This is a genomic window from Gryllotalpicola protaetiae (assembly GCF_003627055.1).
In the GTDB taxonomy this organism is placed as follows: domain Bacteria; phylum Actinomycetota; class Actinomycetes; order Actinomycetales; family Microbacteriaceae; genus Gryllotalpicola; species Gryllotalpicola protaetiae.
In genome coordinates this window covers 1,646,242-1,668,162 of record NZ_CP032624.1, presented here as the reverse complement: position 1 = coordinate 1,668,162, position 21,921 = coordinate 1,646,242, and the positions used below count along the sequence as shown (strand labels likewise).

Annotated in this window: 20 protein-coding genes; 10 read left to right on the top strand and 10 right to left on the bottom strand. The window is 70.1% G+C overall.

Annotated features, from left to right (window positions below; translation table 11 throughout):
* Positions 1 to 86: 86 nt before the first annotated feature.
* Positions 87 to 1,226 carry a hypothetical protein gene (locus tag D7I44_RS08150; protein WP_120789042.1) on the top strand — a complete coding sequence of 380 codons (1,140 nt, stop codon included), beginning with the start codon at positions 87 to 89 and terminating at the stop codon, positions 1,224 to 1,226.
* Here the strand turns inward: D7I44_RS08150 and D7I44_RS08145 are convergent.
* Positions 1,223 to 2,473, bottom strand: coding sequence for an amidohydrolase (locus D7I44_RS08145; RefSeq protein WP_120789041.1), 1,251 nt, complete (start codon positions 2,471 to 2,473; stop codon positions 1,223 to 1,225). The genes D7I44_RS08150 and D7I44_RS08145 overlap by 4 nt on opposite strands.
* Positions 2,474 to 2,643: 170 nt before the next feature.
* Here D7I44_RS08145 and D7I44_RS08140 point away from each other — a divergent pair, with 170 nt between their 5' ends.
* The 5 genes from D7I44_RS08140 (at position 2,644) to D7I44_RS08120 (ending at position 8,514) form a co-directional block, all read left to right on the top strand.
* Positions 2,644 to 2,931 carry an HU family DNA-binding protein gene (locus D7I44_RS08140; protein WP_120789040.1) on the top strand — a complete coding sequence of 96 codons (288 nt, stop codon included), beginning with the start codon at positions 2,644 to 2,646 and terminating at the stop codon, positions 2,929 to 2,931.
* A gap of 181 nt (positions 2,932 to 3,112) precedes the next feature.
* Positions 3,113 to 5,080 (top strand): bifunctional copper resistance protein CopD/cytochrome c oxidase assembly protein, encoded by a 1,968-nt coding sequence (locus D7I44_RS08135; RefSeq protein ID WP_120789039.1) that lies wholly within the window; start codon positions 3,113 to 3,115, stop codon positions 5,078 to 5,080.
* Positions 5,081 to 5,144: 64 nt separating this feature from the next.
* Positions 5,145 to 6,446 carry an ATP-dependent DNA helicase gene (locus tag D7I44_RS08130; RefSeq protein WP_120789038.1) on the top strand — a complete coding sequence of 434 codons (1,302 nt, stop codon included), beginning with the start codon at positions 5,145 to 5,147 and terminating at the stop codon, positions 6,444 to 6,446.
* A 92-nt stretch (positions 6,447 to 6,538) separates the two neighbouring features.
* Complete coding sequence (locus D7I44_RS08125) at positions 6,539 to 7,888, top strand: serine hydrolase domain-containing protein (RefSeq protein ID WP_162940147.1); 1,350 nt, start codon at positions 6,539 to 6,541, stop codon at positions 7,886 to 7,888.
* A 71-nt stretch (positions 7,889 to 7,959) separates the two neighbouring features.
* Positions 7,960 to 8,514, top strand: a complete 555-nt coding sequence (locus D7I44_RS08120; RefSeq protein WP_120789036.1) for a DinB family protein — start codon at positions 7,960 to 7,962, stop codon at positions 8,512 to 8,514.
* Here the strand turns inward: D7I44_RS08120 and D7I44_RS08115 are convergent.
* Together D7I44_RS08115 and D7I44_RS08110 are read right to left on the bottom strand one after the other, a co-directional pair.
* Complete coding sequence (locus D7I44_RS08115; RefSeq protein ID WP_162940146.1) at positions 8,471 to 10,222, bottom strand: cutinase family protein; 1,752 nt, start codon at positions 10,220 to 10,222, stop codon at positions 8,471 to 8,473. The genes D7I44_RS08120 and D7I44_RS08115 overlap by 44 nt on opposite strands.
* 34 nt (positions 10,223 to 10,256) lie before the next feature.
* Positions 10,257 to 11,750: an Ada metal-binding domain-containing protein gene (locus D7I44_RS08110; protein WP_120789034.1), complete on the bottom strand. Its 1,494-nt coding sequence runs from the start codon at positions 11,748 to 11,750 to the stop codon at positions 10,257 to 10,259.
* Positions 11,751 to 11,825: 75 nt separating this feature from the next.
* Between D7I44_RS08110 and D7I44_RS08105 the strand changes: the two genes are divergently transcribed.
* On the top strand, positions 11,826 to 12,848 hold the full coding sequence (locus D7I44_RS08105) for a YeiH family protein (protein ID WP_162940145.1): 1,023 nt from the start codon (positions 11,826 to 11,828) through the stop codon (positions 12,846 to 12,848).
* Here D7I44_RS08105 and D7I44_RS08100 read toward each other — a convergent pair.
* Entirely contained in the window at positions 12,813 to 14,237 is a 1,425-nt protein-coding gene (locus D7I44_RS08100) for an MFS transporter (RefSeq protein ID WP_120789032.1), read from the bottom strand. The genes D7I44_RS08105 and D7I44_RS08100 overlap by 36 nt on opposite strands.
* Positions 14,234 to 14,674 (bottom strand): MarR family winged helix-turn-helix transcriptional regulator, encoded by a 441-nt coding sequence (locus D7I44_RS08095; RefSeq protein WP_120789031.1) that lies wholly within the window; start codon positions 14,672 to 14,674, stop codon positions 14,234 to 14,236. The genes D7I44_RS08100 and D7I44_RS08095 overlap by 4 nt, the downstream gene beginning before the upstream one ends.
* A gap of 53 nt (positions 14,675 to 14,727) precedes the next feature.
* Here D7I44_RS08095 and D7I44_RS08090 point away from each other — a divergent pair, with 53 nt between their 5' ends.
* Together D7I44_RS08090 and D7I44_RS08085 are read left to right on the top strand one after the other, a co-directional pair.
* On the top strand, positions 14,728 to 15,195 hold the full coding sequence (locus D7I44_RS08090) for a YbhB/YbcL family Raf kinase inhibitor-like protein (protein ID WP_120789030.1): 468 nt from the start codon (positions 14,728 to 14,730) through the stop codon (positions 15,193 to 15,195).
* 73 nt (positions 15,196 to 15,268) lie between these two features.
* The gene (locus D7I44_RS08085) at positions 15,269 to 16,018 is read left to right on the top strand and encodes an SDR family NAD(P)-dependent oxidoreductase (protein ID WP_120789029.1); all 750 of its coding nucleotides are present in this window, start codon (positions 15,269 to 15,271) and stop codon (positions 16,016 to 16,018) included.
* A 19-nt stretch (positions 16,019 to 16,037) separates the two neighbouring features.
* On the opposite strand, the gene D7I44_RS08080 is transcribed toward D7I44_RS08085, so the two are convergent.
* The 3 genes from D7I44_RS08080 to D7I44_RS08070 all read right to left on the bottom strand — a co-directional run bounded on the left by D7I44_RS08080 (position 16,038) and on the right by D7I44_RS08070 (position 18,816).
* Positions 16,038 to 16,619, bottom strand: a complete 582-nt coding sequence (locus D7I44_RS08080; RefSeq protein ID WP_120789028.1) for a TetR/AcrR family transcriptional regulator — start codon at positions 16,617 to 16,619, stop codon at positions 16,038 to 16,040.
* 125 nt (positions 16,620 to 16,744) lie between these two features.
* Positions 16,745 to 17,299, bottom strand: coding sequence for a YceI family protein (locus D7I44_RS08075; RefSeq protein ID WP_120789027.1), 555 nt, complete (start codon positions 17,297 to 17,299; stop codon positions 16,745 to 16,747).
* Positions 17,300 to 17,436: 137 nt separating this feature from the next.
* Positions 17,437 to 18,816 (bottom strand): FAD-binding oxidoreductase, encoded by a 1,380-nt coding sequence (locus D7I44_RS08070; RefSeq protein WP_120789026.1) that lies wholly within the window; start codon positions 18,814 to 18,816, stop codon positions 17,437 to 17,439.
* A gap of 171 nt (positions 18,817 to 18,987) precedes the next feature.
* Between D7I44_RS08070 and D7I44_RS08065 the strand changes: the two genes are divergently transcribed.
* Positions 18,988 to 20,112 (top strand): helix-turn-helix transcriptional regulator, encoded by a 1,125-nt coding sequence (locus D7I44_RS08065; RefSeq protein ID WP_120789025.1) that lies wholly within the window; start codon positions 18,988 to 18,990, stop codon positions 20,110 to 20,112.
* On the opposite strand, the gene D7I44_RS08060 is transcribed toward D7I44_RS08065, so the two are convergent.
* Entirely contained in the window at positions 20,109 to 20,639 is a 531-nt protein-coding gene (locus D7I44_RS08060) for a winged helix-turn-helix transcriptional regulator (protein ID WP_120789024.1), read from the bottom strand. The genes D7I44_RS08065 and D7I44_RS08060 overlap by 4 nt on opposite strands.
* Before the next feature lie 2 nt (positions 20,640 to 20,641).
* Positions 20,642 to 21,886 (bottom strand): MFS transporter, encoded by a 1,245-nt coding sequence (locus tag D7I44_RS08055; RefSeq protein ID WP_120789023.1) that lies wholly within the window; start codon positions 21,884 to 21,886, stop codon positions 20,642 to 20,644.
* Positions 21,887 to 21,921 lie beyond the last annotated feature (35 nt).

The window sequence follows — 21,921 nt, the reverse complement described above, 5'->3', positions numbered from 1 at the left end:
TGCGCGTGATCGAACCGTTGCAGAACGCGCCGATTCGTTACCGAGAACGGCCAATCCTCGATGCGCGCGATCGCTAGCGTCGAGCCATGAACACGGTGCGCACGCGGCAACTCGGAATGGCTCTCGCGCTGATCGCGCTGGTCGCACTGACGGGGTGCACGACACAGAAGCCCGTTGCGCAGCCGGCGCACACCCACCCGCCGCGCCCGGTCGCGACCGCGAGCGCCACGCCTGAGGCGGTTCAGCCCGGTTCGCGGATCGCACTGGCGTGTGATCAGCTGCTGTCGCCCTCGGCGCTCGGCTACGCCGGGACGACTGCGCCGAGCTCCGGATACTCACTTGACAGCGTGCGCCTAGGTCTCGGAGACACGATCACCGCGAGCGCGATGCAGGAGGGCGTCCGGCACTGCGTGTGGGGAAACGGCACCGACGAGGCGCAGTACGGACCGACGGCCATGGTGACGGTGCTCGTCGATCACTCGGAGGATGCGGCATCCACGATCGCCGGCCTGCTTTCGAGTGGAAGCACGACTCTGGGAATCGGTGACGCTTCCGCGGGCAGGTGCGACGACGACCCGCTGTTCTGCAGTGCGCAGGCGGAGGTCGGGCCGGTCTGGTTCTTCGTCGGATTCAGCGGCCAGCCGAGCGGGACACCGCTCTCCCATGACCAGGCGACAGCACTGCTCAGCGCCGCAGCGCACTCTGTCGCGACAGCGCTTGCCGCCACTTCGCCCGCCGCCGCCTGGAAGCCGTCGCCGACGGCCTGGTCGATCACGGACTGCTCGTCGCTCGGAGGTGCCGCGGCGCTGACCCAGCAGTTCGGCGCGGGCAGCTGGATCAGCGGAAACGGAACGGGCGACGAGGACACGCCACTGACGCTCGCGTTCAACGCCGACCGGCTGAACTGCTCGTGGGACTCGACAGCCACTGCGGCCGACGGCACCTCGCCGACGTTCTCGTTCGAGGTCGTCCGGGGCGCCGACTGGGTGTGGCCGTACCTCGGCAAGACCCCGGACACCACCAGCACGGCGGTCGTCGTGCCCGGCGCGACGCAGGCGGCCTACAGGTGCCAGCAGGTCGATTCCAGCAAGTACTGCTGGGCAGACGCGATCGTCGACGGCTCGTGGGTCCAGCTGATGTTCAACTACGGCGGCTCCTACGCCACGCAGGACCACACGACCGCGGCACTCGCCGCGATCGTCGCGGCGCACCAGCCAGCGGCTTAGGCGAAGCGGGCTGAGCGCTCCACGACGGCAGCGCCCGCCGCGGCATCCCACGAATACACGCGCGTTCCCGTGATGAAGACCTGCTCGGCGCGCGAGTTCACGTCGAGCGGGTCGCCCGACCAGATCACGAGGTCGCCGTCGAGGCCCGGCTCGAGCGCGCCGACGCGACCGCGCAGGCCGAGGAACGACGCCGGGTTGACCGTGAGCGCCTCGATCGCGGTGACCGGGTCGAGACCCTCCTTCACAGCGAGCGACGCCTGGTGGATCAGGAAGTTGATCGGCACGACCGGGTGGTCGGTGGTGATGGCGACGCGCACGCCGGCGGCCGCGAGCCGACCGAGGTTCGCGATCGCGCGCTTGCGCAACTCGACCTTCGAGCGCGTTGTGAACAACGGCCCGAAGATGACGGGAACGTCGCGCTCGGCGAGCACGTCGGCGAGCTCGGCGCCCTCGGTGCCGTGGTTGATCACGAGGCGATAGCCGAACTCGTCGGCGAGGCGCAGAGCGGTCGCGATGTCGTCGGCGCGGTGCGTGTGCTGGTCCCACGCGAGCTCGCCGTCGAGAACCCGCACGAGCGTCTCCTTGGCGAGGTCGCGGTCGAAGGGCTCGCCTTTGGCCGCCGCTGCGTCGCGCTTGGCGCGATAGTTCTGCGCCTCGACGAACGCGTTACGGATGACGGCTGCCACGCCGAGGCGCGTCGAGGGCAGCTGCTTCCTGTCGCCGTACACGCGCTTGGGGTTCTCGCCGAGGGCCGACTTCACGGACACGGCATCTGCGATCACCTGCTCGTCGACCGTGCGACCGCCCCACGTCTTGATGGCGACGGTCTGGCCGCCGATGGGGTTCCCCGAGCCCGGCTTGATGACGGCGCTGGTCACTCCGCCGGCGAGCGCGTCGCGGAACCCCTCGTCCTCGATGTTGATGCCGTCGATCGCGCGCAGCCCTGCGCCGTTCGGGTCGGTCATCTCGTTGGTGTCGTTGCCCGCCCAGCCCTCGGCCTCCTCATGCACGCCGAGGTGGCCGTGCGCCTCGATGAAGCCGGGGTAGACGGGCCTGCCGCCTGCGTCCACGACCGCGATGCCGTCGGGTACCTCGATCCCGGCTCCGAGGGCCTGGATCACCCCGTCGACGACCACGATCGTGCCGTTCTCGATGGGGGCGGATGCCACGGGCACGAGCCGCGCGTTGACGATCGCGACGCTTCCGCGGGTGGTCCGAATGGGGTTCTGCTCGTCAAAAGGCGCCATGAACCCATCCTTTCACCGCCGCAACACGCCGAAATTCCGCGAGATTCCGCGGATGTGATGCTACTTTGGCCGTGGCTGGAGGGGGTCGGAAGACGGGCCTCTCTATGAGCCAACCGTTTCATCACTGAACACACGCTGCTGACGCAGCAGTAGTCCGAGGAGGACACCCCATGGCTGACAAGTCGCTGAACAAGACCGAGCTGGTCGCCGCGGTCGCCGGTGAGACCGGCCAGAGCCAGACCGTCGTCGGCGGCGTCATCGACGCCTTCTTCGCCACGATCGCCAAGACCGTTGCCGATGGCGGCAAGGTGACGATCCCCGGCTGGCTCGCCGCTGAGAGCACCGCAACCGCCGCCCGCACGGGCCGCAACCCGCAGACCGGCGCCGAGATCAAGATCCCGGCCGGCAAGCGCGTCAAGCTGACCGCTGGCTCGAAGCTCAAGGCCGCCGTCAAGTAAGACCGCTTCACCGAAAGGGCGCTCACCTGAGGGTGGGCGCCCTTTTCGTGTGGACCGAAGCACCCCGAGGGCGCAGCTCGGGTTGTCGCGCGCGCCTGAAGAGGACCCGAAATGACCCCTCGGGCGGGTTCGGGAGACAGGGCGCGGGAAGCTCAAAGGTGCGCGGAACTACGCTGGTGCGGTGAACAGAGCGCAGCGCGTCGCGGGGCCCATCGTCCTCGTGGCCACGGCGCTCGTCGCGATTCTGGCGGCGCTCGCGTTCGGCGGCGGCAGCGCCCCACTGGCGCTCAGTGACCCCGGCCCGCTCGTGCGGTGGGGCCTGCCCGTTTCGAAGCTCGTCGTCGACCTCTCGTCGGCCGGTGTGATCGGCGCGCTGCTGCTCTCGCTCTTCGCGCTCAGCCCCACGAAGCCGGAATACGACAGGGCGGTCGATGTGGCTGCGGCATCCGCCGCGATCATGACCATCGCATCGGGCATCGTGACTGTGCTGTCGTTCAGCGACGCGACGGGAACCCCGCTCGCGGGAACCCAGGACTTCAGCAACCAGTTCCTGCAGTTCGTCACCCAGATCGCGCTGGGCCAGGCCTGGGGCATCACCACGCTCGCGGCCGCCGCCGCGACCGTGCTGTGCTTCGCGGTGCGCAACCAGGTCGGCCTCGTGTTCGTGACGGTGCTCGCGATCGGCGCGCTCATTCCGATCGCTCTACAGGGTCACGCCGCCGGCACCAGCGGTCACAACCTCGCGATCACCTCGCTGGCCCTGCACATCATCGGCGCCGCGGTCTGGATCGGCGGCCTGCTCACCCTCGTGCTCATCCGCAATGCGCTTGGCGGCGAACGGCTGCCGACCGTGCTGTCGCGCTATTCGAGCCTTGCGCTGATCTGCTTCATCGTCGTCGCGTTCAGCGGGTTCCTGAACGCTCAGTTGCGGGTCGGCACCTGGGCGAACCTGCTCACCCCGTACGGCGTGCTCATCATCGGCAAGGCGACGGTGCTGATCCTGCTCGGCATGTTCGGCGTGCTGCAGCGCCGCTGGCTGATCGCTCGGCTGCGCACGAGCGCCGGCCGCGGGCCGTTCTGGATCATGGTCACGACCGAGCTGGCGTTCATGGGGTTCGCCTCGGGCATCGCGGCCGCGCTCGCCCGCACCGCGACCCCCGTGAAGCAGGTCGCGACCGGCACGACGCCGGCCGAGATCCTGACGGGCCAGCCGCTGCCGCCCGCCGAGACTCTGCACAATCTGATCGTCGGCGCGAACGTCGACCCGATCTGGCTGCTGGTTTCCGTTTTCGGCATCTACTTCTACGTCGCCGGAGTGCTGCGCCTGCGCCGTCGTGGCGACAAGTGGCCGCTCGGTCGCACGGTGAGCTGGGTCGCGGGCATGCTCGTGCTGGCATACATCACCAACGGCGGTGTCGCGGTCTACGTCGACTACCTGTTCTCCGCGCACATGGCGATGCATATGGCGCTGATGATGGTCGTGCCGCTGCTGCTCGTGCCGGGCGCGCCCGTCACCCTGGCCGCGCGCGCGATCATCAAGCGAACGGATGCCTCCCGCGGGGGTCGCGAGTGGATACTGCTCGCGGTGCACAGCCGCATCGCAGGTGTCCTCGCCAATCCCTTCATCGCCGCGCTGCTGTTCGTCGGAAGCCTCTGGGTCTTCTACTACTCGCCCCTCTTCCGCTGGGCGACCGAGAACCACCTCGGGCACGAGTGGATGACGGTGCACTTCCTCATCACCGGCTACCTCTTCGTGCAGTCGCTCATCGGCATCGACCCGGTGCCGTTCCGGCTCGCCTACCCGTTCCGGCTCGTGCTGCTGCTCGGGACGATGGTGGTGCACGCGTTCTTCGGCCTCACCATCATGACGGCATCCGGGCTGTTCCTCGCCGACTGGTTCGGCGCGATGGGGCGCACCTGGGGCGCGAGCCCGATGCAGGACCAGTATCTGGCGGGCGGCATCGCATGGAGCATCGGCGAGCTTCCGACCCTCGTGCTCGCGATCGTCGTCGCCGTGCAGTGGAGCCGCAGCGACGCCAGGGAGACGAAGCGGAAGGACCGGGCATCCGACCGATCGGGGAACGCGGACGTCGACGAGTACAACGCGATGCTGCAGCGGATGGCTGAGCGCGACTCGTCCCGCGGCTGAGAAGCGGGCGACGTGGCCTGTGGATGAGCGGGGCGTGAGGCATCCGTCGAACTAATCTGTATCGGTGTCCCCCACCCTGTCTCGTGAGCAGCAGGCCGTCTTCGACCTGATCGAGAAGACGCGCGAGCACGTGTTCGTGACCGGCCGCGCCGGCACGGGCAAATCGACGCTGCTGAACCACCTCGCGTGGAACACCGAGAAGCAGCTCGTCATCAGCGCGCCCACCGGCGTGGCGGCGCTGAATGTCGGCGGGCAGACGATCCACTCGCTGTTCCGGCTGCCGATCGGGGTGATCGCCGACCACGCGATCGACCAGTCCGACGAGCTGAAGAAGCTGCTCAACACGATCGACACGCTCGTGATCGACGAGGTGTCGATGGTCAACGCCGACCTGATGGACGCCATCGATCGCAGCCTGCGCCAGGCGCGCAAGCGGCAGTCGCCTTTCGGCGGCGTGCAGGTCGTGCTGTTCGGCGACCCGTACCAGCTCGCGCCGGTGCCCGGCAGCCAGGAGGAGCGCGAGTACTTCGCCGACACCTACCGCTCGATGTGGTTCTTCGACGCGAAGGTCTGGCGGGACGCCGAGCTGCGCATCGTCGAACTGTCCGAGGTGCACCGGCAGCACGAGGCCGAGTTCAAATACATGCTCAACGCGGTGCGCCATGGCATGGTCACGAAGGAGATCGCCGACCGCCTGAACGCCACTGGCGCACGGCCGGCGCCGCCCGACGGGGTGATCACCCTCGCGAGCCGCAACGATGCCGTGAACCGCATCAACCAGGTGCAGCTCGGGCGCCTGCCCGGGCGGCTGCAGACCGCGAAGGCCGAGATCTCCGGCGACTTCGGGGGCCGCAACTATCCCGCCGACGAGGCGCTCGAGCTGAAGGTCGGCGCGCAGGTGATGTTCCTGCGCAATGACACGCAAGGCCAGGGCGAGGTGCGCTGGGTGAACGGGTCGATCGGCACCGTGACGCGCATCAAGGAGGACGTGCAGGTCGAGATCGAGGGCGTGCGCTACGACGTCGAGCCCGCGACCTGGGAGCGGCACAAGTACAGCTACGACCCGACGACCAAGAAGCTCGAGAAAGAGGTCGTCGCCGAGTTCTCGCAGTTCCCGCTGCGGCTCGCGTGGGCCGTGACGATCCACAAGTCGCAGGGGAAGACCTATGACCAGGCGATCGTCGACCTCGGCTCGCGCGCGTTCAGCCCCGGGCAGACCTATGTCGCGCTGAGCCGCATCACGGCGCTCGAGGGGCTCTATCTGACGAGGCCGCTCCGGCCTGCGGACATCTGGGTCGACAAGGATGTCGAGCGATTTATGGCCGATGCGGGGAGGGCCCCGCGGATGGCTGTCACGGCTTCGTAACGGCGCCGGCCCAGGCATCCGTTCGCCTGTCTATTGTCGTAGACGCGCGCATAGACTCGGCAGACAGGTTGATGCTGCACGAGGGGTGGTGCATGGCGCCTCGAGGTGTCAGGGGGCGGCGCGCGAAACGCGCGCTCGCCGCGATCGCGCTCGGGCTGAGCGCGCTGCTGCTCGCGGGTTGCGGCAGCGGAGCGGGCGGCGCGCGTGTCGCGGCGATCGGGGCAGAGGCAGGCGATCGGATGCCTGACGCGACCGCCAAGCAGCTGCAGGACGCCCTCGACAACGCCGTCAAGCTCTCGGGCGGCAGCGGCGGAATCGCCGGGGTGTGGGCGCCGTGGGCGGGCACGTGGACGGCCGCCTCCGGCACCGAGTCGCGCGACAAGGGCGCCGCCCCGATGAACCTGGACTCGTCGTTCCGCATCGGCTCGATCACGAAGACCGCCACCTGCACCGTGCTGCTCAAGCTGGCGGAGGCGGGAAAGGTGCGGCTCGACGACGAGGTGTCGACGTATCTGCCCCGCATGGTCGGCCTCAACGGGCTCACCCTCGGCGCGCTGTGCCAGAACACGTCGGGCTTCGCGGACTACTGGAACGGCCTGGCGCCGCAGATGGTGACCAACCCGGGCCGCAGCTGGGACGCGGTCGAGCTGATCAACAGCGGGCTCGGGCAGGCGCGGGTCGGCGCGCCGGGCCAGACCTGGTCGTATTCGAACGCGGGATTCGTGCTGCTCGGGCTCGCACTGCAGACCGCCACTCACACGAGTTGGCAGTCGCTCTACACGAGCTATGTCACGGGCCCGCTCGGCATCGACGAGACGACCACGCTTCCGACGGGCACGAAGCTGCCGTCGCCGGCGCCGATCGGGTACGCGGCCGACCGCGACCCCGTCACCGGCGCGACGAACTGCTCGGTGCTCGACAACGACACCGCGCTCTCGCCGTCGGCGCTGCAGCAGGCAGGCGGACTCGTGAGCGACCTCGACGACACGGCGTCGCTGGTGCACGCGGTGGCGGCCGGCTCTCTGCTCGCGAAGGGCGGATCGGCGCAGCAGCAGAAGGTCGTGAACATGTCCGATGCGATGCCCTCATGGGCGCAGTACGGCCTCGGCGTCGAGAAGATGGGGCCGCTGATCGGGCACGCGAGCGCCGTCCCCGGATTCGCGACCGCCGCCTACAGCGACCCGAAGTCGGGGCTCACGGTCGTCGTGATGGTGAACAACTCGACCCCAGGAGCGAACTTCGCCCGGCTGGTCGCGCTGCAGCTCGCCTCGATCGGGTCGAAGGCGCCGGCGGGCGCCGGGCACACGCAGCCGGCGATCGGCCTGCCGTGGACCGCCGATCAGCTCGCCGCGGTGCTGCCGTCCGAGACCGGGTGCAATGCGGCGGCGGCCCCCGCAGATCCCGCGCTCGCCGCGATCGCGTCGATCGGGCCGGATTACTGACACTGGACTGATCAGCGACGGATGCCTGTCGCGGAGGTCCCCGGTCTGGCGCGACTTGCCATACTGGCCGAATGCCGATCACTCCCGACGACAAGGACTGGACCTGGGTGCTCGAGCGCCCCTGCCCCGAGTGCGGGTTCGACCCGGCCGCTTTCGGCTACCGGGACGTACCGGGGCTGACACGCGAGAACGTCGGCGCGTGGCAGCGCGCGATCTCCGGCGTCGTCGACGTCGACGTGCGGCCGGATGACTCGACCTGGTCGCCGCTCGAATACGCGGCGCATGTGCGCGACGTGTTCCGCATCATGCATGCACGGCTGAACCTCATGCTCGTCCTCCGCGACCCCGAGTTCGCAAGCTGGGACCAGGACGAGACCGCGGTCGAGCAGGACTACAACAGCCAGGACCCTTCACGGGTGGTGATCGACCTCACCACGGCCGGGCTCGCCCTCGCCGACGCGTTCGAGGCCGTGCCTGACTCGTCGCTGGGGCGCAGCGGCCGTCGCAGCAACGGCTCGGTGTTCACGGTCGAGACCCTCGCGAGCTACTTCCTGCACGACGCGGTGCACCACCGCTGGGACGTCACCGGCGAGGGGTTCTCCGCGGGCGGGGCGGCCGGCTCCTGATCAAGGCGAGTGCCAGCGCGACGACGATCAGCCCAAGCCCGAGCGACCAGGTGAGCTCCGGGTCGACCAGGGTCGTGGCCGGGGTCGGCAGGCTGACCGGTGCGCCCGTGGCGCGCTGAGCTGCGGCCTTCGGCGTCGCGTCGGCCTGCTTCGAAGCGGTGCTGGCTCCCATGCTGTTCACGGCATATACGCGGTATGAGCGGGCCTTGCCGTTGCTGAGGCCGCCGTCCGTCCAGGACACGGTCTGCTGGCCGGTCACGAGGGGCGTGAACGCGGTGAGCAGCTTGCCCTTGGCATCCGTCACCGTATAGAACTCAGCGCTCGTGACGGCCGGCCAACTCAGGGTGACCGACGCGTCGCCACCCGTTGCGGTGATCTTGGCGGGGGCACGTGGGGCGGCGGTCGCCGCGGCGACGACCATGGGGTGCGTCGACGTGACGGCGTGCGCTCCGCTTTCCGTGGTCAGGCGCAACGAGACGGTGTGCGCGCCCGGGGTGAGGAAGGTGGCGGACATCACAGGGTCGGTCGTGGTGAACTGCCGTTGCGCGGCGGTGCCGCCGTCGATCGTCCACCGGTAGTCGACGATCGGGTCGGCGGGGTCGCTCAGGCTGCCGCCGGCGTTGAAGCGGGTCAGGGTGCCGACCTCGGCGGTCTGCGGGCCCGTCAACTGGGCGTTCAGCTTGGCCGCCGCGAGCAGCGGCAGGCCCAGCGTGACACGCAGCTGCTGCGCGGCGTTGGCGGTGTCGCCGCGCTGATATGTCGTGTGATGGGTGAGGACGCTCGGGCTGCCGCTCGCGTCGCCGGTGCTCGCGACGATGTGCGCGAAGTCCCGCACCGGGTAGGCGACGCCGTCGATCGTGCGCTCGTCGACGAGGCCGCAGATGGGATCGCCATCGTGGCAGTAGTCGAAGATCGGGGCGCCCTCGAACTTCGCAGCCCAATCGGTGCTTCCGGTGCCGTATGAGGGCGACGACGAGGCGGCTGTGCCATCACCGTCGGCCGGGGAGCCTGCAGCGGCCGACCCGCCCGCCGAGCTGGTGCGCACCAGATAGCCATCGAGACCCGGTGCGAAGCTGCCGTAGTCGTCGGCCGTGTCCGACGAGGCGAAGTAGGTGTTCCCGAAGAACACCGCGGCGACGATGCTCTTGCGTGCGTTCGGCGTCGCCGACAGCACCGCCTCGACGATCGTCTGCGCGCCCTGCGAGTAACCCGACACGATGGCGCCAGTCTCGGGGCAGCTGCGACTGAGCCGGTCGAGCTCGGCGGCCGCGGCGTGCGCGCCGAGTTCGACGGACTTCGAGTACGCGCTGAGGTCGCCACTGACGAGCGCGTCGGTGCTGACGGCGTCGATGCCGACGGCCGGATACGGCACGGGATAGGGCGTGATCGTGGTGTCGTTCGCGGCGGCCGTGGCCTGGATGCGCTTGAACACGTCGGAGACGGGGCCGCCCATGCCCAGCGTGGGATTCGCTGAGGTGTAGCGCTTCTTCGCCGGCACCCCGTTGTCTTCGCCAGATCCGCGCGCGCCGATGAACTCGTAGTCGGGGCAGGTCGGCGCCTTTGCCGCGGCGGATTTCGTCGGCGCCGGGGTGGGGGTGGCAGAGCGGCCGGGGGCGGCGGCGGCCGGGGCGGCCAGGGTCAGCGCGAGGGCGAGCGACACCAGCGCGGCGGCGGCCGCGCCGGGCATCCGTCGAAGCGCTCGGGTCACTCCCCGAGGTTACCGGCGAGAGTTGAGCCTTTGCTCAGGGCAGATAGGCCGACGCGGTCCACAGGTGCATGGCCGCGTAGCTGCGCCACGGCGACCAGGCAGCGGCGATGACGGATGCTTGGCGCGCGGTCTTCGCGCCGAGCGACTTCTTCAGCACGAGGTCGTCTGGAGCGAACGAGTCGGGGTCGCCGAGGGCGCGCAGGGCGATGTAGTCGGCGGTCCACGGGCCGATGCCCGGCAGCGCCAGCAGCTCGCGGCGCGCCTCGGCTCGGTCGGCCGCAGGGCTCAGCTCGAGGCCGCCGGCGAGCGCGCCCGCGAGACGATGCAGTGCGGCGGCTCGAGAGCCGGTGAGGCCGATCTCGCGCAGCGCCTCTGCGCCGGCGTCCGCGACGGTCTGAGCGGTGGGGAACGCGCGCAGGCCGGACTCCCCGACCGGTGCGCCGAACGTGCCGACCAGGCGGCTCGCGAACACGCCGGCGGCCTTGAGCGACACGGCCTGGCCGACGACCGTCAGCATCGCGGTCGTCGGGCCGTCGAGCGAGCCGGGGGTGCGCAGGCCGGGCCGCGCGGCGATGAGCGGCCCGATGACCGGGTCATGCCCGAGCGCGTCGGCGATGAGCTGCGGATCGGCGTCGAGGTCGAGCCAGCGCCGCAGCTTCGCCACGATGCCGGTAAGGTCTGCGATGTCGGCCGGGCGGATGCGCACCGTGAGGTGCTCATCGCCCGAGGCCGCCCAGTCGACGGTCGCGAGCGCCGGGCCGTGCGTTGCAGGAACGGGAGTCGTGAAGGCGCCGTCGGCGCCGATGAGGTCCATGCCGGGAATGGCATGTGCGCGCTGGAACGCCCGCATCGCCCCGTCGTCGTACGGCGCCCGGTGGCGCAGCCGCAGCACGATGGTCGGGGCGGCGTCCGAGGCGGGCGCGTCATCGGGGGTTGCGGCCCGGGTTGCCGGGCGCCGCAACGCCGACGGGGCCACCCCGTATTCGCCGAGCATGACGTCGTTGAACTGGCGCACGCTTCCGAACCCGGCGGCGAACGCGATGTCGGCGAGGCCGAGGCTCGTCTGCTCGATGAGGGTGCGGGCGGTCTGCGCGCGGCGGGTGCGGTTGAGCTGCACGGGCGAGGCGCCGACCTCGCTGATCAGGATCCGGTGCAGGTGCCGCTCGCTGACCGACAGCCGCCGGGCGAGCCCGGCCACGCCGAGCTCGTCGATCGCGCCGTCGCGGATCGCCCGCACGGCGCGCGCCGCCAGGTCGCCGCTCGCGTCCCAGTGCCGCGACCCGGGCAGCGAGTCGGGGCGGCATCGCTTGCACGCGCGGAAACCGGCGGCCACGGCCGCCGCGGCGCTCGGGAAGAACACCGCATTGCGGCGCAGCGGCTTGCGCGCGGGGCACGACGGCCGGCAGTAGATGCCCGTGGTCGTCACGCCGAGGAAGAAGCGCCCGTCGAAGCGCGGGTCGCGGCCCGAGGCCGCACGGTACGCCACCTCCGGGTCGATGACGGCTGAGCCGTCTGCTGCGCTGCTCATCTATCCATCATGGAGGCAGGGCAACGCCCCCGATGGCGGAAATCGGACCTGGGCCTACGCGGTACCCTGGCGACGATGAAGAAGCGGCTGCCGGGTCTCGCGCTCTGCGTTGCGATCGCGCTGGTCGCCACCGGACTCGGCACGCTCGCCCCGGTCGTCGGCGCCCCGGTGTTCGGCATCGTGATCGGCGCGGTCATCGCCGCGTTCCTGAAGCCGGGCACGGTGGCGGAAGCCGGTGCCGCCTGGTCGGGCAAGTACGTGCTGCAGGCATCCGTCGTCGTCTTCGGCACGGGCCTGTCGATCGTCGAAGTCCTGCAGACCGGCTGGCATTCGCTGCCGGTGATGCTCGGCACGCTCGCGATCGCGCTGCTCGGCGCGTGGCTGATCGGCCGCGCTCTTCGCCTTGACGGCGACCTGCGCACCCTCATCGGCGTCGGCACCGGCATCTGCGGCGCCTCGGCGATCGCGGCGGCCCAGTCGGTGATCCGTGCGAAGTCGGCCGATGTCGCCTACGCGATCGGCACCATCTTCACCTTCAACGTGATCGCGGTGGTCACCTTCCCGTTCATCGGGCGGGCGCTGCACATGAGCGACCACTCCTTCGGGCTGTGGGCGGGCACCGCCATCAACGACACCTCGTCGGTGGTCGCGGCGTCGTTCAGCTTCAGCGCGGCGGCCGGCGCCTACGGCATCGTGGTGAAGCTCACGCGCACGCTCATGATCATCCCGATCACGATCGCGCTGGCGCTCTACAAACGGCGGCAGGCGGTGAAGGCGGTGCGGGCGGATGCGGCGGCCGGCACGTCCGCGGAACAGCCCGGTCGTCTCGCCTGGAACAAGGTCGTGCCGATGTTCCTGATCTGGTTCCTCGTGGCCGTGCTGGTCGACTCTCTCGGGGTGATCCCCGCGTCCTGGCATCCGTATCTCAGCCAACTGGGCAGCTTCATGATCACCGTCGCGCTCGCGGGAATCGGCCTCGGAACGCGCATCGGCGTGCTGAAGCAGGCGGGGCTGCGGCCGCTCGTGCTGGGCGCGAGCCTGTGGGTGCTGGTCGCCCTGTCGTCACTCGGCCTGCAGGCCGTCACCCACACGCTCTGAATCGGCGGACTTGCGCGACCTGAGCGCGGGGTCGATCAGCGCGAGCACCGCTGCGGCGCCGACCACGACGGCGATCGTGATGCCGAGGCCGTGCAGGCCGGCATCCGTCGGCGCATGCGGGAAGGCGAGGCCGATCGCCGCGGACGACAGGATCGACCCGAGGTAGACCGCCGTGCGCGACAGGCCGGACGCGGTGCCGAGCTGGTCGCCCGGCGCCTGGCGGAAGAGCGCCTGCTGGTTGCTCACCGAGGCGAGTCCCTGCGGAACGCCGAAGAACGCGGCGACGAGCAGCAGCATCCACAGTGGGCTGGCGTGGGTGAGGAAGACGATGAGCAGCCCGCCGAGGAAGGGGATCGCGCCGGACAGCACGAGCGGCAGCCGTAGCCGGCGGTTCCTGGCGACCGCGACGCTGGTGAGCGCGGCGAGCACCGCCGTCGGCAGCTGGATGAACCCCGCCTGGTCGGCCGAGTAGCCGGCCGAGCCCTGCACCCACTGGCTGAAGCCGTACATCATCGTGTACGCGCCGAAGTAGATGAGCAGCATGCGCAGATAGGTGCGGCTGAGCGCGCCGTTGCGGCGCAGCATGCGGATGTCGACGAACGGATGCGTGCTGCGCAGCGACCACCACACGAGGGCCGCGACGAGCACCACGGTGACGCCGACGAGCCACAGCGTGTCGATCCTGAGGTCGAGCAGGAAGACGAGCAGCGACGCGAGCGCGCCCCCGAACAGCACGATGCCGATCGGGTCGATGTCGCGCAGCGTCGGCTTCGGCCCGGTGCGCAGCGGGCGCGTCGTGTCGCTCGGCACCCAGATGATCGTGGTGACGAGTGCGACGGCTGCGAGCGGGATGTTGACGAGGAAGATCGACTGCCAGCCGAATCCCGTGATCAGCAAACCGCCGAGCACCGGGCCGATGGCGGCGACGGTCTGGCTGGCGATCGACAGGCCCGAGAGCAGGGCGGGCGGGGTCTGGCGGTCCAGGCGCGCGCTCTGGTCGCGGATGAGCGACATGGCCGACGGGTAGGCGGCCGAGGTGCCGATGCCGATCAGGATGCGCGAGATGAGGACGGCGGAGAAGTCGTGCCAGATGTTCGGCAGGATGCCGGCGACGAGCACGACCACGAGGCCGACGAGGTAGACGCGCTTCGGGCCGAAGACGTCGGCGAGCTTGCCCATCGTGGGCTGGGCGATCGCGCTGGCGAGGTAGAGTCCCGCGACGAGCCACACGACGACCGCGGTCGTGACGTGCAGATCGTGGCTGATCGGCACGAGCGCGACGGCGATCATGCTCGTGTTGATCGGGTTGAGAACCGGGCCGATCAGCAGAGGAGTGACGAAGCGCCAGGTGAACTTCCCGGTGCCGGTCTGGGCGGGGGTCGCCGTCACTTGCTCTCCTCTTCGATCTTCATGAGTACGTCGAGTCCGCGCGCGACGAGCTCGCGCTCGTCGTCGCTGAGCTTGGTCGCGAGCAGCCTGACGAGGTCGGCGTGCCGGCTCTCGTCGGTCTGTGCGACCGCCTCGATGCCGGCCTCGGTCACGACGAGAAGCTCGCGCCTGCCGTCGTTCGGGTCCTTCGCCTTCACCACCAGGCCCTTCTCGACGAGCTCGGCGACGACCACGCCCATCGATTGCGGGGTGATCTGCTCGTAGCGCGCGAGCTGCGCCGTGGTCAGCCGCCCCTTGCGGCGCAGCCATGCGAGAGCGGCCTCGTGTCGCGGCGGCAGGTCGCCGAGCTGACGGCCGCTGCGCATCGCGCGGCGCACCGCCGCGAGCATGTCGCCGATGCGCCCGGCGAGGTCCTCGGGTTCGATGGGCTGGCTCATGCTTATATAGTAAGCCTAACTTGCAAGTTTACCTGACAATAGGAGATTGACGGATGCCTGGACTCTCGACTCGCCTCGGGCGCGCGCTGCGAAACCGCCGTGCCGGCGAGCGCCGCCTCGCCTGGTTCCGCCCCGAATTCGCCGGGCCCGAGACGATCGTGCTGACGAGTCCTGCGTTCGGGCACCTCGAGCACATGCCCGAGTCGACCGCGGGTCGCGGGGTCGGTGGCGATGTCTCGCCCGCGTTGGCGTGGACCGGCGTGCCGGCAGGTGCTGCGTCGCTCACGTTGATCGTGCAGGACCACGACGTGCCGCTGCCCGTGGCGATCACGCACGCGCGCGTCGCCGAGATCGCGCCGGAGACGACGGCGATTGCGCAGGGCGGCATCCGCGGCTGGCACGGCCCGCGGCCGATCCCCGGACACGGACCGCACCACTACGTGTTCCAGCTGTTCGCGCTCGACGGGTCAGGCCGCGTCGTCGCGCGCGGCCGCCTCGACGGCGTCTACGAGCGGGACTGAGGCCGGGCCTTTCAGTCTCTTTCTGGCACTTGATGCCATAATTAATGTGGAACCGAGAGGAAGAGGTAGAGGCGTGGCGGAAGAGCGTTTCGCAGGCAAGACGGTCATCGTGACGGGGGCCGGTTCGGGCATCGGGAAGGCGACCGCTGTGCGGATCGCGGAAGAGGGCGGGAAGGTCGTCGCGGCCGACGTCGTCGTCGCGCGGCTCGATGAGCTTGCGGCCGAGCACCCCGACCTCGATATCGTGACCGTCGCCGGCGACATCACGAAGGACGAGGACATCGCGCGCATCGTCGACGCCGCGGGCGGCCCGGTCTGGGGCCTCGCCAATGTGGCCGGCGTTATGGACTCGTTCCAGCCCGCGCACGAGATCGACTGGAAGCAGTGGGACTTCGTGCTGGCGGTGAACCTGACGGCGACGGCGAAGCTGATGGCGGCGGTGATCCCTGGCATGCTGGAGGCCGGCGCCGGCTCGATCGTGAACGTGAGCTCCGAGGCGGGCTTGCGCGGCTCGGCGGCGGGCGCCGCGTACACCGCGTCGAAGCATGCCGTCATCGGTCTGACCAAGAACTCGGCGGTCATGTACGGCAAGAAGGGCATCCGGGTCAACACGGTCGCGCCGGGCGCCGTGCAGACGAACATCCAGGCGGAGTTCAAGTCGGCACTGGCCGGCGAAGCGATCGGTCCGTTCATGCAGGTGGTCGTGCCGGGCCTCGCCCAGCCCGAGCAGCTCGCGTCTTCGATCGTGTGGCTGCTTTCCGATGACGCGTCGAACGTCAACGGCGCCGTGCTCGCGAACGACACGGGGTGGTCGGCGATCTAGGCGCTGCCGAATTCGGCAGCTAGTCGACGTCGGAAAGCCGGGCGAGCAGGGCGAGCGCGCGCTCGAGGGTGCGCCGAGGCGAAGCATCCGTCGTCTCGGTCGCCCAGTACAGGTAGGCGTCGAACACCGCGGCAGTGAAGCCGTCGGCAAGCACCCGCGCGGCGAACGGCTCCAGCCCGCGCGTCAGCAGGTAGTCGATCAGGGTGAGTGAACCGGTGTGCATGCGGCCCGAGCCGAAGGCGATCAGCTCGGGGTGGGTCGCGATGATCCGCAGGCGGGTGCGGGTGGCGTTGAGGTCGGGCAGCGCGTCGGCGCCCGCGAGCGTCGCGCGTTCGAGCGCGGCGAAGGGCGAGAGGGATGCCGCGCCCGCCAGCGTCTCGCTGCGCGCCCGCACGACGGGGGCGAAGCCGTCCCAGATCAGCTCGGCCTTCGACGCGAAATGGCGGAACAGGCTGCGGCGGCTGACACCGGCGCTCTGAGCGATGTCGTCCATGCTGACCGCGTCATAGCCGCGCTCGCCGAAGAGCCCGATCGCCGTCGCCGCGACGGCGTCGCGGTCGAACGCGAGGGGCCGGCCGCGCGGCGGCGTCGACTCGGTCATGCCCTGATTATCGGGCCGCGGCTGCGCACAACTCCTGACGAAACGGGCATGGCGCGGGGCGAGCCGCGAAGTTCCGCGGATCGCCCCGCGCCATGCGGAATCGATCAGGAGTTGTGCGCGCGGGCCTACGCCTGCAGCGCGGCCTCGATCTCGATCGTGATCGTGACCTCTGAGCCGATCAGCACGCCGCCGCCCTCGAGCGCCGCGTTGTAGGTCAGGCCCCAGTCCTCGCGCTTGATCTTGGCCGTCGCGGTCGCGCCGGCCTTGTAGTTGCCGTAGGGGTCCGTCTGGAACCCGGAGAACTCGAAGTCGAAGGTCACCGGCTTGGTCGTGCCCTTGATGGTCAGGTCGCCGTCGATCTTGAAGTCGTCGCCGTCGGCGCGCACGCCGGTCGAGACGAACTCGATGAAGGGGAACTGCGCGGCCTCGAAGAAGTCGCCGGTGCGCAGGTGGTTGTCGCGGTTCGGCTCGTTCGTGTTGACCGAGGCCACCTCGGCCTTGGCGGTGACGGACGACTCGAGAGGGTTCTCGGCGGTGACGAAGGTCGCCTCGAACTTCTCGAACTTGCCGCGCACCTTCGCGATCATGAGGTGGCGGACGCTGAAGCCCACCTCGGTGTGGGTCGGGTCGACGACCCAGGTGCCGGCGCGGTAGCCGGGGATGGTGATCGTGTCGGTCATGGCTCGTACTCCTAGAAATCTGGTGGGCGGGGCTGCTGCCCCGTCGAAACATGCAATTGCATTCAACTGCTCTGTATTCCAGATGATCTAGAAATATTACGAAAACGGATGCCGAACACCTCCACCCCCCGCGAAGATCACCGAATCGGGTGATTGGCCTGGAAGACCCCGCGCGGGTCGACCTGCAGCGATTCGTAGGCGAGCCGCTCGCGCGCCGAGCCGAACAGAACGCTGCCGTCACCGAGCGTCTCGCTGAAGGTCAGCAGTTGCGCGGGGAGGGCCCACGGCTCGAGCGCCGCGCACAGCCGACGGGCGGCGAGCAGCCCGGGCGCGACGGCCTCGGGCACGGGGGTCATCGCCAGGGCGAGCAGGGCGAACTCGCCCTCGATCGAGGCGACCGCTCCCCCGTCTGCCGGTCGGCGGCCGAGCGCGCCGCCGAGCTGACGCAACTCGGCCATGAACAGCCCGGACCTCGTGCCGGGCCCGACGAGGTCCAGCAGGGCGGCGACTGCGTCGTCCGAGAGGGTCGACAGCACGCGGTGGTCGCTGACGGCGCCCGCGGGCTCTGGCGGGTCCATGTGAACGGCGGTCAGGGCGGGGGCGGGAATCCGCGCGAAGGTGTCGAGCTCAGGCTCGAGCGCGCGCAGCGGCGCGAGGATGCGCTCGGCATCCGTGTTGTCCGTGTGCACCGCGCCGTCGATGATGACGAGGTCGCGGCCGGCCAGGAACGGCGGCAGCTGGGGAAGCGGTGGGAACGAGATGACGCGGAAGGACGTCGTGACCTGCTCCGGGGCATCCGCCGCCCAATCGCGCCACGCGCGCAAAACGTCAGACGCGTGCGAGCGGTCCCACAGCAGCATGCCGGCGTAGATGTCGGCGATCGGCAGCAGCTCGATCTCGACCGCCGTGACGACGCCGAGGTTGCCGCCGCCGCCGCGCACCGCCCAGAACAGGCCGGCGTTCTCATCGGCGCTCGCCCGCAGCAGCTCGCCCGATGCGGTGACGAGCTCGACGGCGCGCACTGAGTTCGCGGCGAGCCCGTGCTCGCGTCCGTAGAACGAGACGCCGCCGCTCAGCGCGAAGCCTGCGACCGCGACGTCGCCCGCGCTGCCGTGCAGGGCGGTGAAGCCGAACGGGGCGGCGGCCTCGATCACGTCCTGCCAGAGGGTGCCGCCGACGACGCGCGCCGTGGCGGCCGCCGCGTCGATCGTGACTCCTGTGAACTCGGAAAGGCGCACGATGACCGTGCTCGAGAGATCCTGTTCGGCGAGGGACGCGGCGCCGTGGCCGGTGCTCTGCGGTGCGATGCGCAGCCCGGCCGCGACGGCGGCGCGCACGACGGCGATGACCTCGTCGACGGTGTGCGGGAAGACGATCGCGGCGGGCCGCAGCTCGGCGGCGAGCTGCCAGCCGAGGCGGCGCTCGTCATATCCGGGGTCTCCGGGCAACCAGATGCGGCCGTCGCAGAGGCTGCGGTCGAGCGCCGCGGGGCGCACGGAGGTGAGGTGGTCAGACATGGGTGGGTTCCTTGACGGGGTTCGGGTGAGACGGAAGGGGAGGCGCAGCGAGGCGCCGCGGTCAAGGATCGTCAGGGCGAGGCATCCGTCACCATCCCGCGCGGCGGGGCAGTTCGCCCTCCCAGACATCTGGGATGGGCATTCCTCAGTTTCAGGCGCACACTGGCATTCATGCAACAGTCACTTGTCGCCGAGCGCACACGCGGCGACATCGAGGTCCTCGCGCGCGCGGGCCTCGAGCTCGAGGTGTTCCTCAGCGAGGCCGTCGATTCGCTGGCGCGGGCGGTGCCGCACGTCGCCGCGTGCGTCGGCACGCACGACCCTGCCACCCATCTGCTCACGAGCGCGCGCAAGTTCGGCGACCTCGCCGACAACAACGACCACGACGGCGTGTTCGGGCAGATCGAGTACGACTCCGACGAGACGACGACGTTCCGCGCGCTGTTCGAGGCGGGCCGCACCGGCGTCGCCATGGACCTCGCGACGCAGGGCGAGGTCGAGCGCTCGGTGCGCATGGGCAGGCTGATGAAGCCGATCTACGGCTACTACGACGAATTGCGGATGCTGTACCGCGAAGGCCGCACCTTCTGGGGTTCGATCTCGATCTTCCGCGGACCGGACGACCCGACGTTCAGTGCTGACGACCTGGAGTTCATCGAGTCGCTGTCGGGATTCTTCGCGCGGGGCGTCCGCGGCGGCATCCTGACCCGCATCGCGGACTCGACGCCGCCCGCTGACGCCGGCCCCGCGGTCATCGTCATCGACGCGTCCGACGAGATCGCCCAACTGAGCCCCGGCGCTGCGGCGCGGCTCGAGCAGCTGCGCTCGGTCGACCACTTCGCCGACCCGATGGGCGTGCTGCTCGCGCTCGTCGGCACGGCCCGCCGCCAGCTGCGGGGCGAGGTGACGCCTGCGCCCCGCATCCGGGTGCGCGCCGCCGACGGCATGTGGCTGCTGCTGCACGCCTCGCCGCTGCCGGGCTTCGGCGACCGCGCCGGCGATGTCGTGATCACGATCGAGGAGGCGCGGCCGCCCGAGATCGTCGAGCTCGTCGTCAGCGCGTTCGACCTGACGCCGCGCGAGCGCGACGTGACGCAGCTCGTGCTGCGCGGGGTCGACACGAAGGAGATCGCGCAGGCCCTGCACGTGTCGGCGTACACCGTGCAGGACCATCTGAAGGCGATCTTCGAGAAGCTCGACGTGCGCAGCCGGCGGGAGCTGATCGCGCGCGTGTACTTCGACCAGTACGAGCCGCGGATCGGCCAACCGCTCGCCGCGACCGGCAACTTCGCCTAGCGGGTCGCTGCCGCGCGCTCCCGCAGCTCGCTGCGACGCTCGAAAAACGTCTCAGCCGGCGTGCCGGGGCGGGGCGCCGAATACACCTCGTCGGGCGGCACGACGTGGCCCTCGGCGTCGACGAATGCGACATGCACCTCCGCGTCGTCCGAGATGCGGCGGCGCGTGGTGGTGACCCCGAACTCGGACGGAACGTGGACGTCGCCCCAGTCGTGCAGGGCGGCCATCACGAGCTTCAGGTCGCGGCCGCGCTGGGTGAGAACGTACTCGTCGCGGGGGCGCTCGCCGGGCGCCTGGTAGCGCTGCTTCTCGAGCAGTCCGGCCTCGACGAGCGAGGCGAGCCGGTCGCTGAGCACGTCGGGGGCGACTCCGAGCAGCTCGCGGAAGTCCGCGAACCGGGTGATGCCGTTCACGGCCTCGCGCAGGATCAGCAGGCTCCAGCGCGCTCCGATGACATCGAGGCTGCGCGCGATCGTGCAGGTCGAGTTGTAGACGCGTTCGGCGTGCGCGGTCTCTTGGCTGGGCATCGTCACTCCTCGAGGGCGGACACCGGTACTGCGGCATCCGTCACCCGCTGTTCTACTCGATCGCGCACGCGCAGCACCTGGGTCGCCACCAGCGCGGCGATCGCGAAGACGCTGACCACGACGGCGCCGAGCTCGAGCGCGGTGCGCAGCCCGGACGCCGTGGCGACCAGGCCGAGTGCGATCGCGGCCGCACCCTGCAGGATGTAGGCGACCAGGTAGACGGCGGAGATGGTGCCCGCGCGGTGGTGCGCCGGGGCGTTCTGGCCGATCAGTCCGAGGCCGCCGGCAAACATCAGCGCGTAGGCGGCGCCCGAGACCAGCGTGGTCACCATGAACACCTGCAGCGAGCCGCTGAAGGCCGAGTCGAGCAGGAAGCCGAACGCGACGAGCGTGACGACGCTGCCGATCGCGATCAAGAGCTGCGGGCGCACCGAGCGGGTCGCGATCGCCGTGACGCCGATGATGGCAGACATGATCGCGAGGATCGCGCCGACCACGAACACGTTGCGCGTCGCCGTGATCTCCTCGGCGATCTGCGCGCCGAGTGCCAGGAACACGGACCCGAACATGTACGCGACGCTCACGGCCAGCGCGGCGACGACATAGAGCAGACGGATGCTGGGGGCGACGGCCACCCCGCGGGGGCGCCACGGTCCCCGCGACTCGTCAGGCGTGTGCCGGGGCAGGAACCAGACGCCGACGCCGACGGCCGCGATCGCGATGACGAGCACCCAGAAGTCGAGGTGCAGCGGGAACGGCGCGTACTGGATCAGCGCGCCGCCGATGAGTGTGGCGAACACGAGGCCGAGGGCGGTCGAGGCGGTGGTCACCGAGCCTGCCGAGCGCTCGCGGCCGGGCCTGCTGAACTCGACCACGGCGGCCGAGGCCGGGCTGAGCGCGAGGCCCACGCCGACGCCCATGAAGGCCCGTCCGACGAACACCAGCGCGATATTCGGCGCGACGGCGAAGAGCAGCGTTCCGATGAGCATCGCGGCGAGGCCCAGCAGGATCGCGGCGCGGCGCCCGATGTGGTCGGCCAGATCGCCGAAGACGAGCAGCACGATCACGAGGGTGAGGGGGTAGACCGCGAAGATCGTGGTCGTGATCGCCGCGGTCACGTGCCACTGCGCCTCGTAGAGCGGGTAGGTGGTGCTGGGGGCGCCGCTCGTCCACAGTGCGATGGCTGCGACGGCTGCTGCTGTCCAGTACGAGGCTGCGCGGGGCAGCGTGCGTGCGATGCGGTTCATCGGTCGTCCCGTCAGAAGGTGGGTGAGCCCTATCG

Bases quoted from the DNA above. Each gene is read 5' to 3' on its own strand.
- D7I44_RS08060 (WP_120789024.1), bottom strand. From the start codon at position 20,639: ATGCCCAGCCAAGAGACCGCGCACGCCGAACGCGTCTACAACTCGACC.
- D7I44_RS08065 (WP_120789025.1), top strand. From the start codon at position 18,988: ATGCAACAGTCACTTGTCGCCGAGCGCACACGCGGCGACATCGAGGTC.
- D7I44_RS08075 (WP_120789027.1), bottom strand. From the start codon at position 17,299: ATGACCGACACGATCACCATCCCCGGCTACCGCGCCGGCACCTGGGTC.
- D7I44_RS08120 (WP_120789036.1), top strand. From the start codon at position 7,960: ATGCCGATCACTCCCGACGACAAGGACTGGACCTGGGTGCTCGAGCGC.
- D7I44_RS08145 (WP_120789041.1), bottom strand. From the start codon at position 2,473: ATGGCGCCTTTTGACGAGCAGAACCCCATTCGGACCACCCGCGGAAGC.
- D7I44_RS08080 (WP_120789028.1), bottom strand. From the start codon at position 16,619: ATGACCGAGTCGACGCCGCCGCGCGGCCGGCCCCTCGCGTTCGACCGC.
- D7I44_RS08095 (WP_120789031.1), bottom strand. From the start codon at position 14,674: ATGAGCCAGCCCATCGAACCCGAGGACCTCGCCGGGCGCATCGGCGAC.
- D7I44_RS08140 (WP_120789040.1), top strand. From the start codon at position 2,644: ATGGCTGACAAGTCGCTGAACAAGACCGAGCTGGTCGCCGCGGTCGCC.
- D7I44_RS08070 (WP_120789026.1), bottom strand. From the start codon at position 18,816: ATGTCTGACCACCTCACCTCCGTGCGCCCCGCGGCGCTCGACCGCAGC.
- D7I44_RS08110 (WP_120789034.1), bottom strand. From the start codon at position 11,750: ATGAGCAGCGCAGCAGACGGCTCAGCCGTCATCGACCCGGAGGTGGCG.
- D7I44_RS08090 (WP_120789030.1), top strand. From the start codon at position 14,728: ATGCCTGGACTCTCGACTCGCCTCGGGCGCGCGCTGCGAAACCGCCGT.
- D7I44_RS08105 (WP_162940145.1), top strand. From the start codon at position 11,826: ATGAAGAAGCGGCTGCCGGGTCTCGCGCTCTGCGTTGCGATCGCGCTG.
- D7I44_RS08055 (WP_120789023.1), bottom strand. From the start codon at position 21,886: ATGAACCGCATCGCACGCACGCTGCCCCGCGCAGCCTCGTACTGGACA.
- D7I44_RS08125 (WP_162940147.1), top strand. From the start codon at position 6,539: ATGGCGCCTCGAGGTGTCAGGGGGCGGCGCGCGAAACGCGCGCTCGCC.
- D7I44_RS08150 (WP_120789042.1), top strand. From the start codon at position 87: ATGAACACGGTGCGCACGCGGCAACTCGGAATGGCTCTCGCGCTGATC.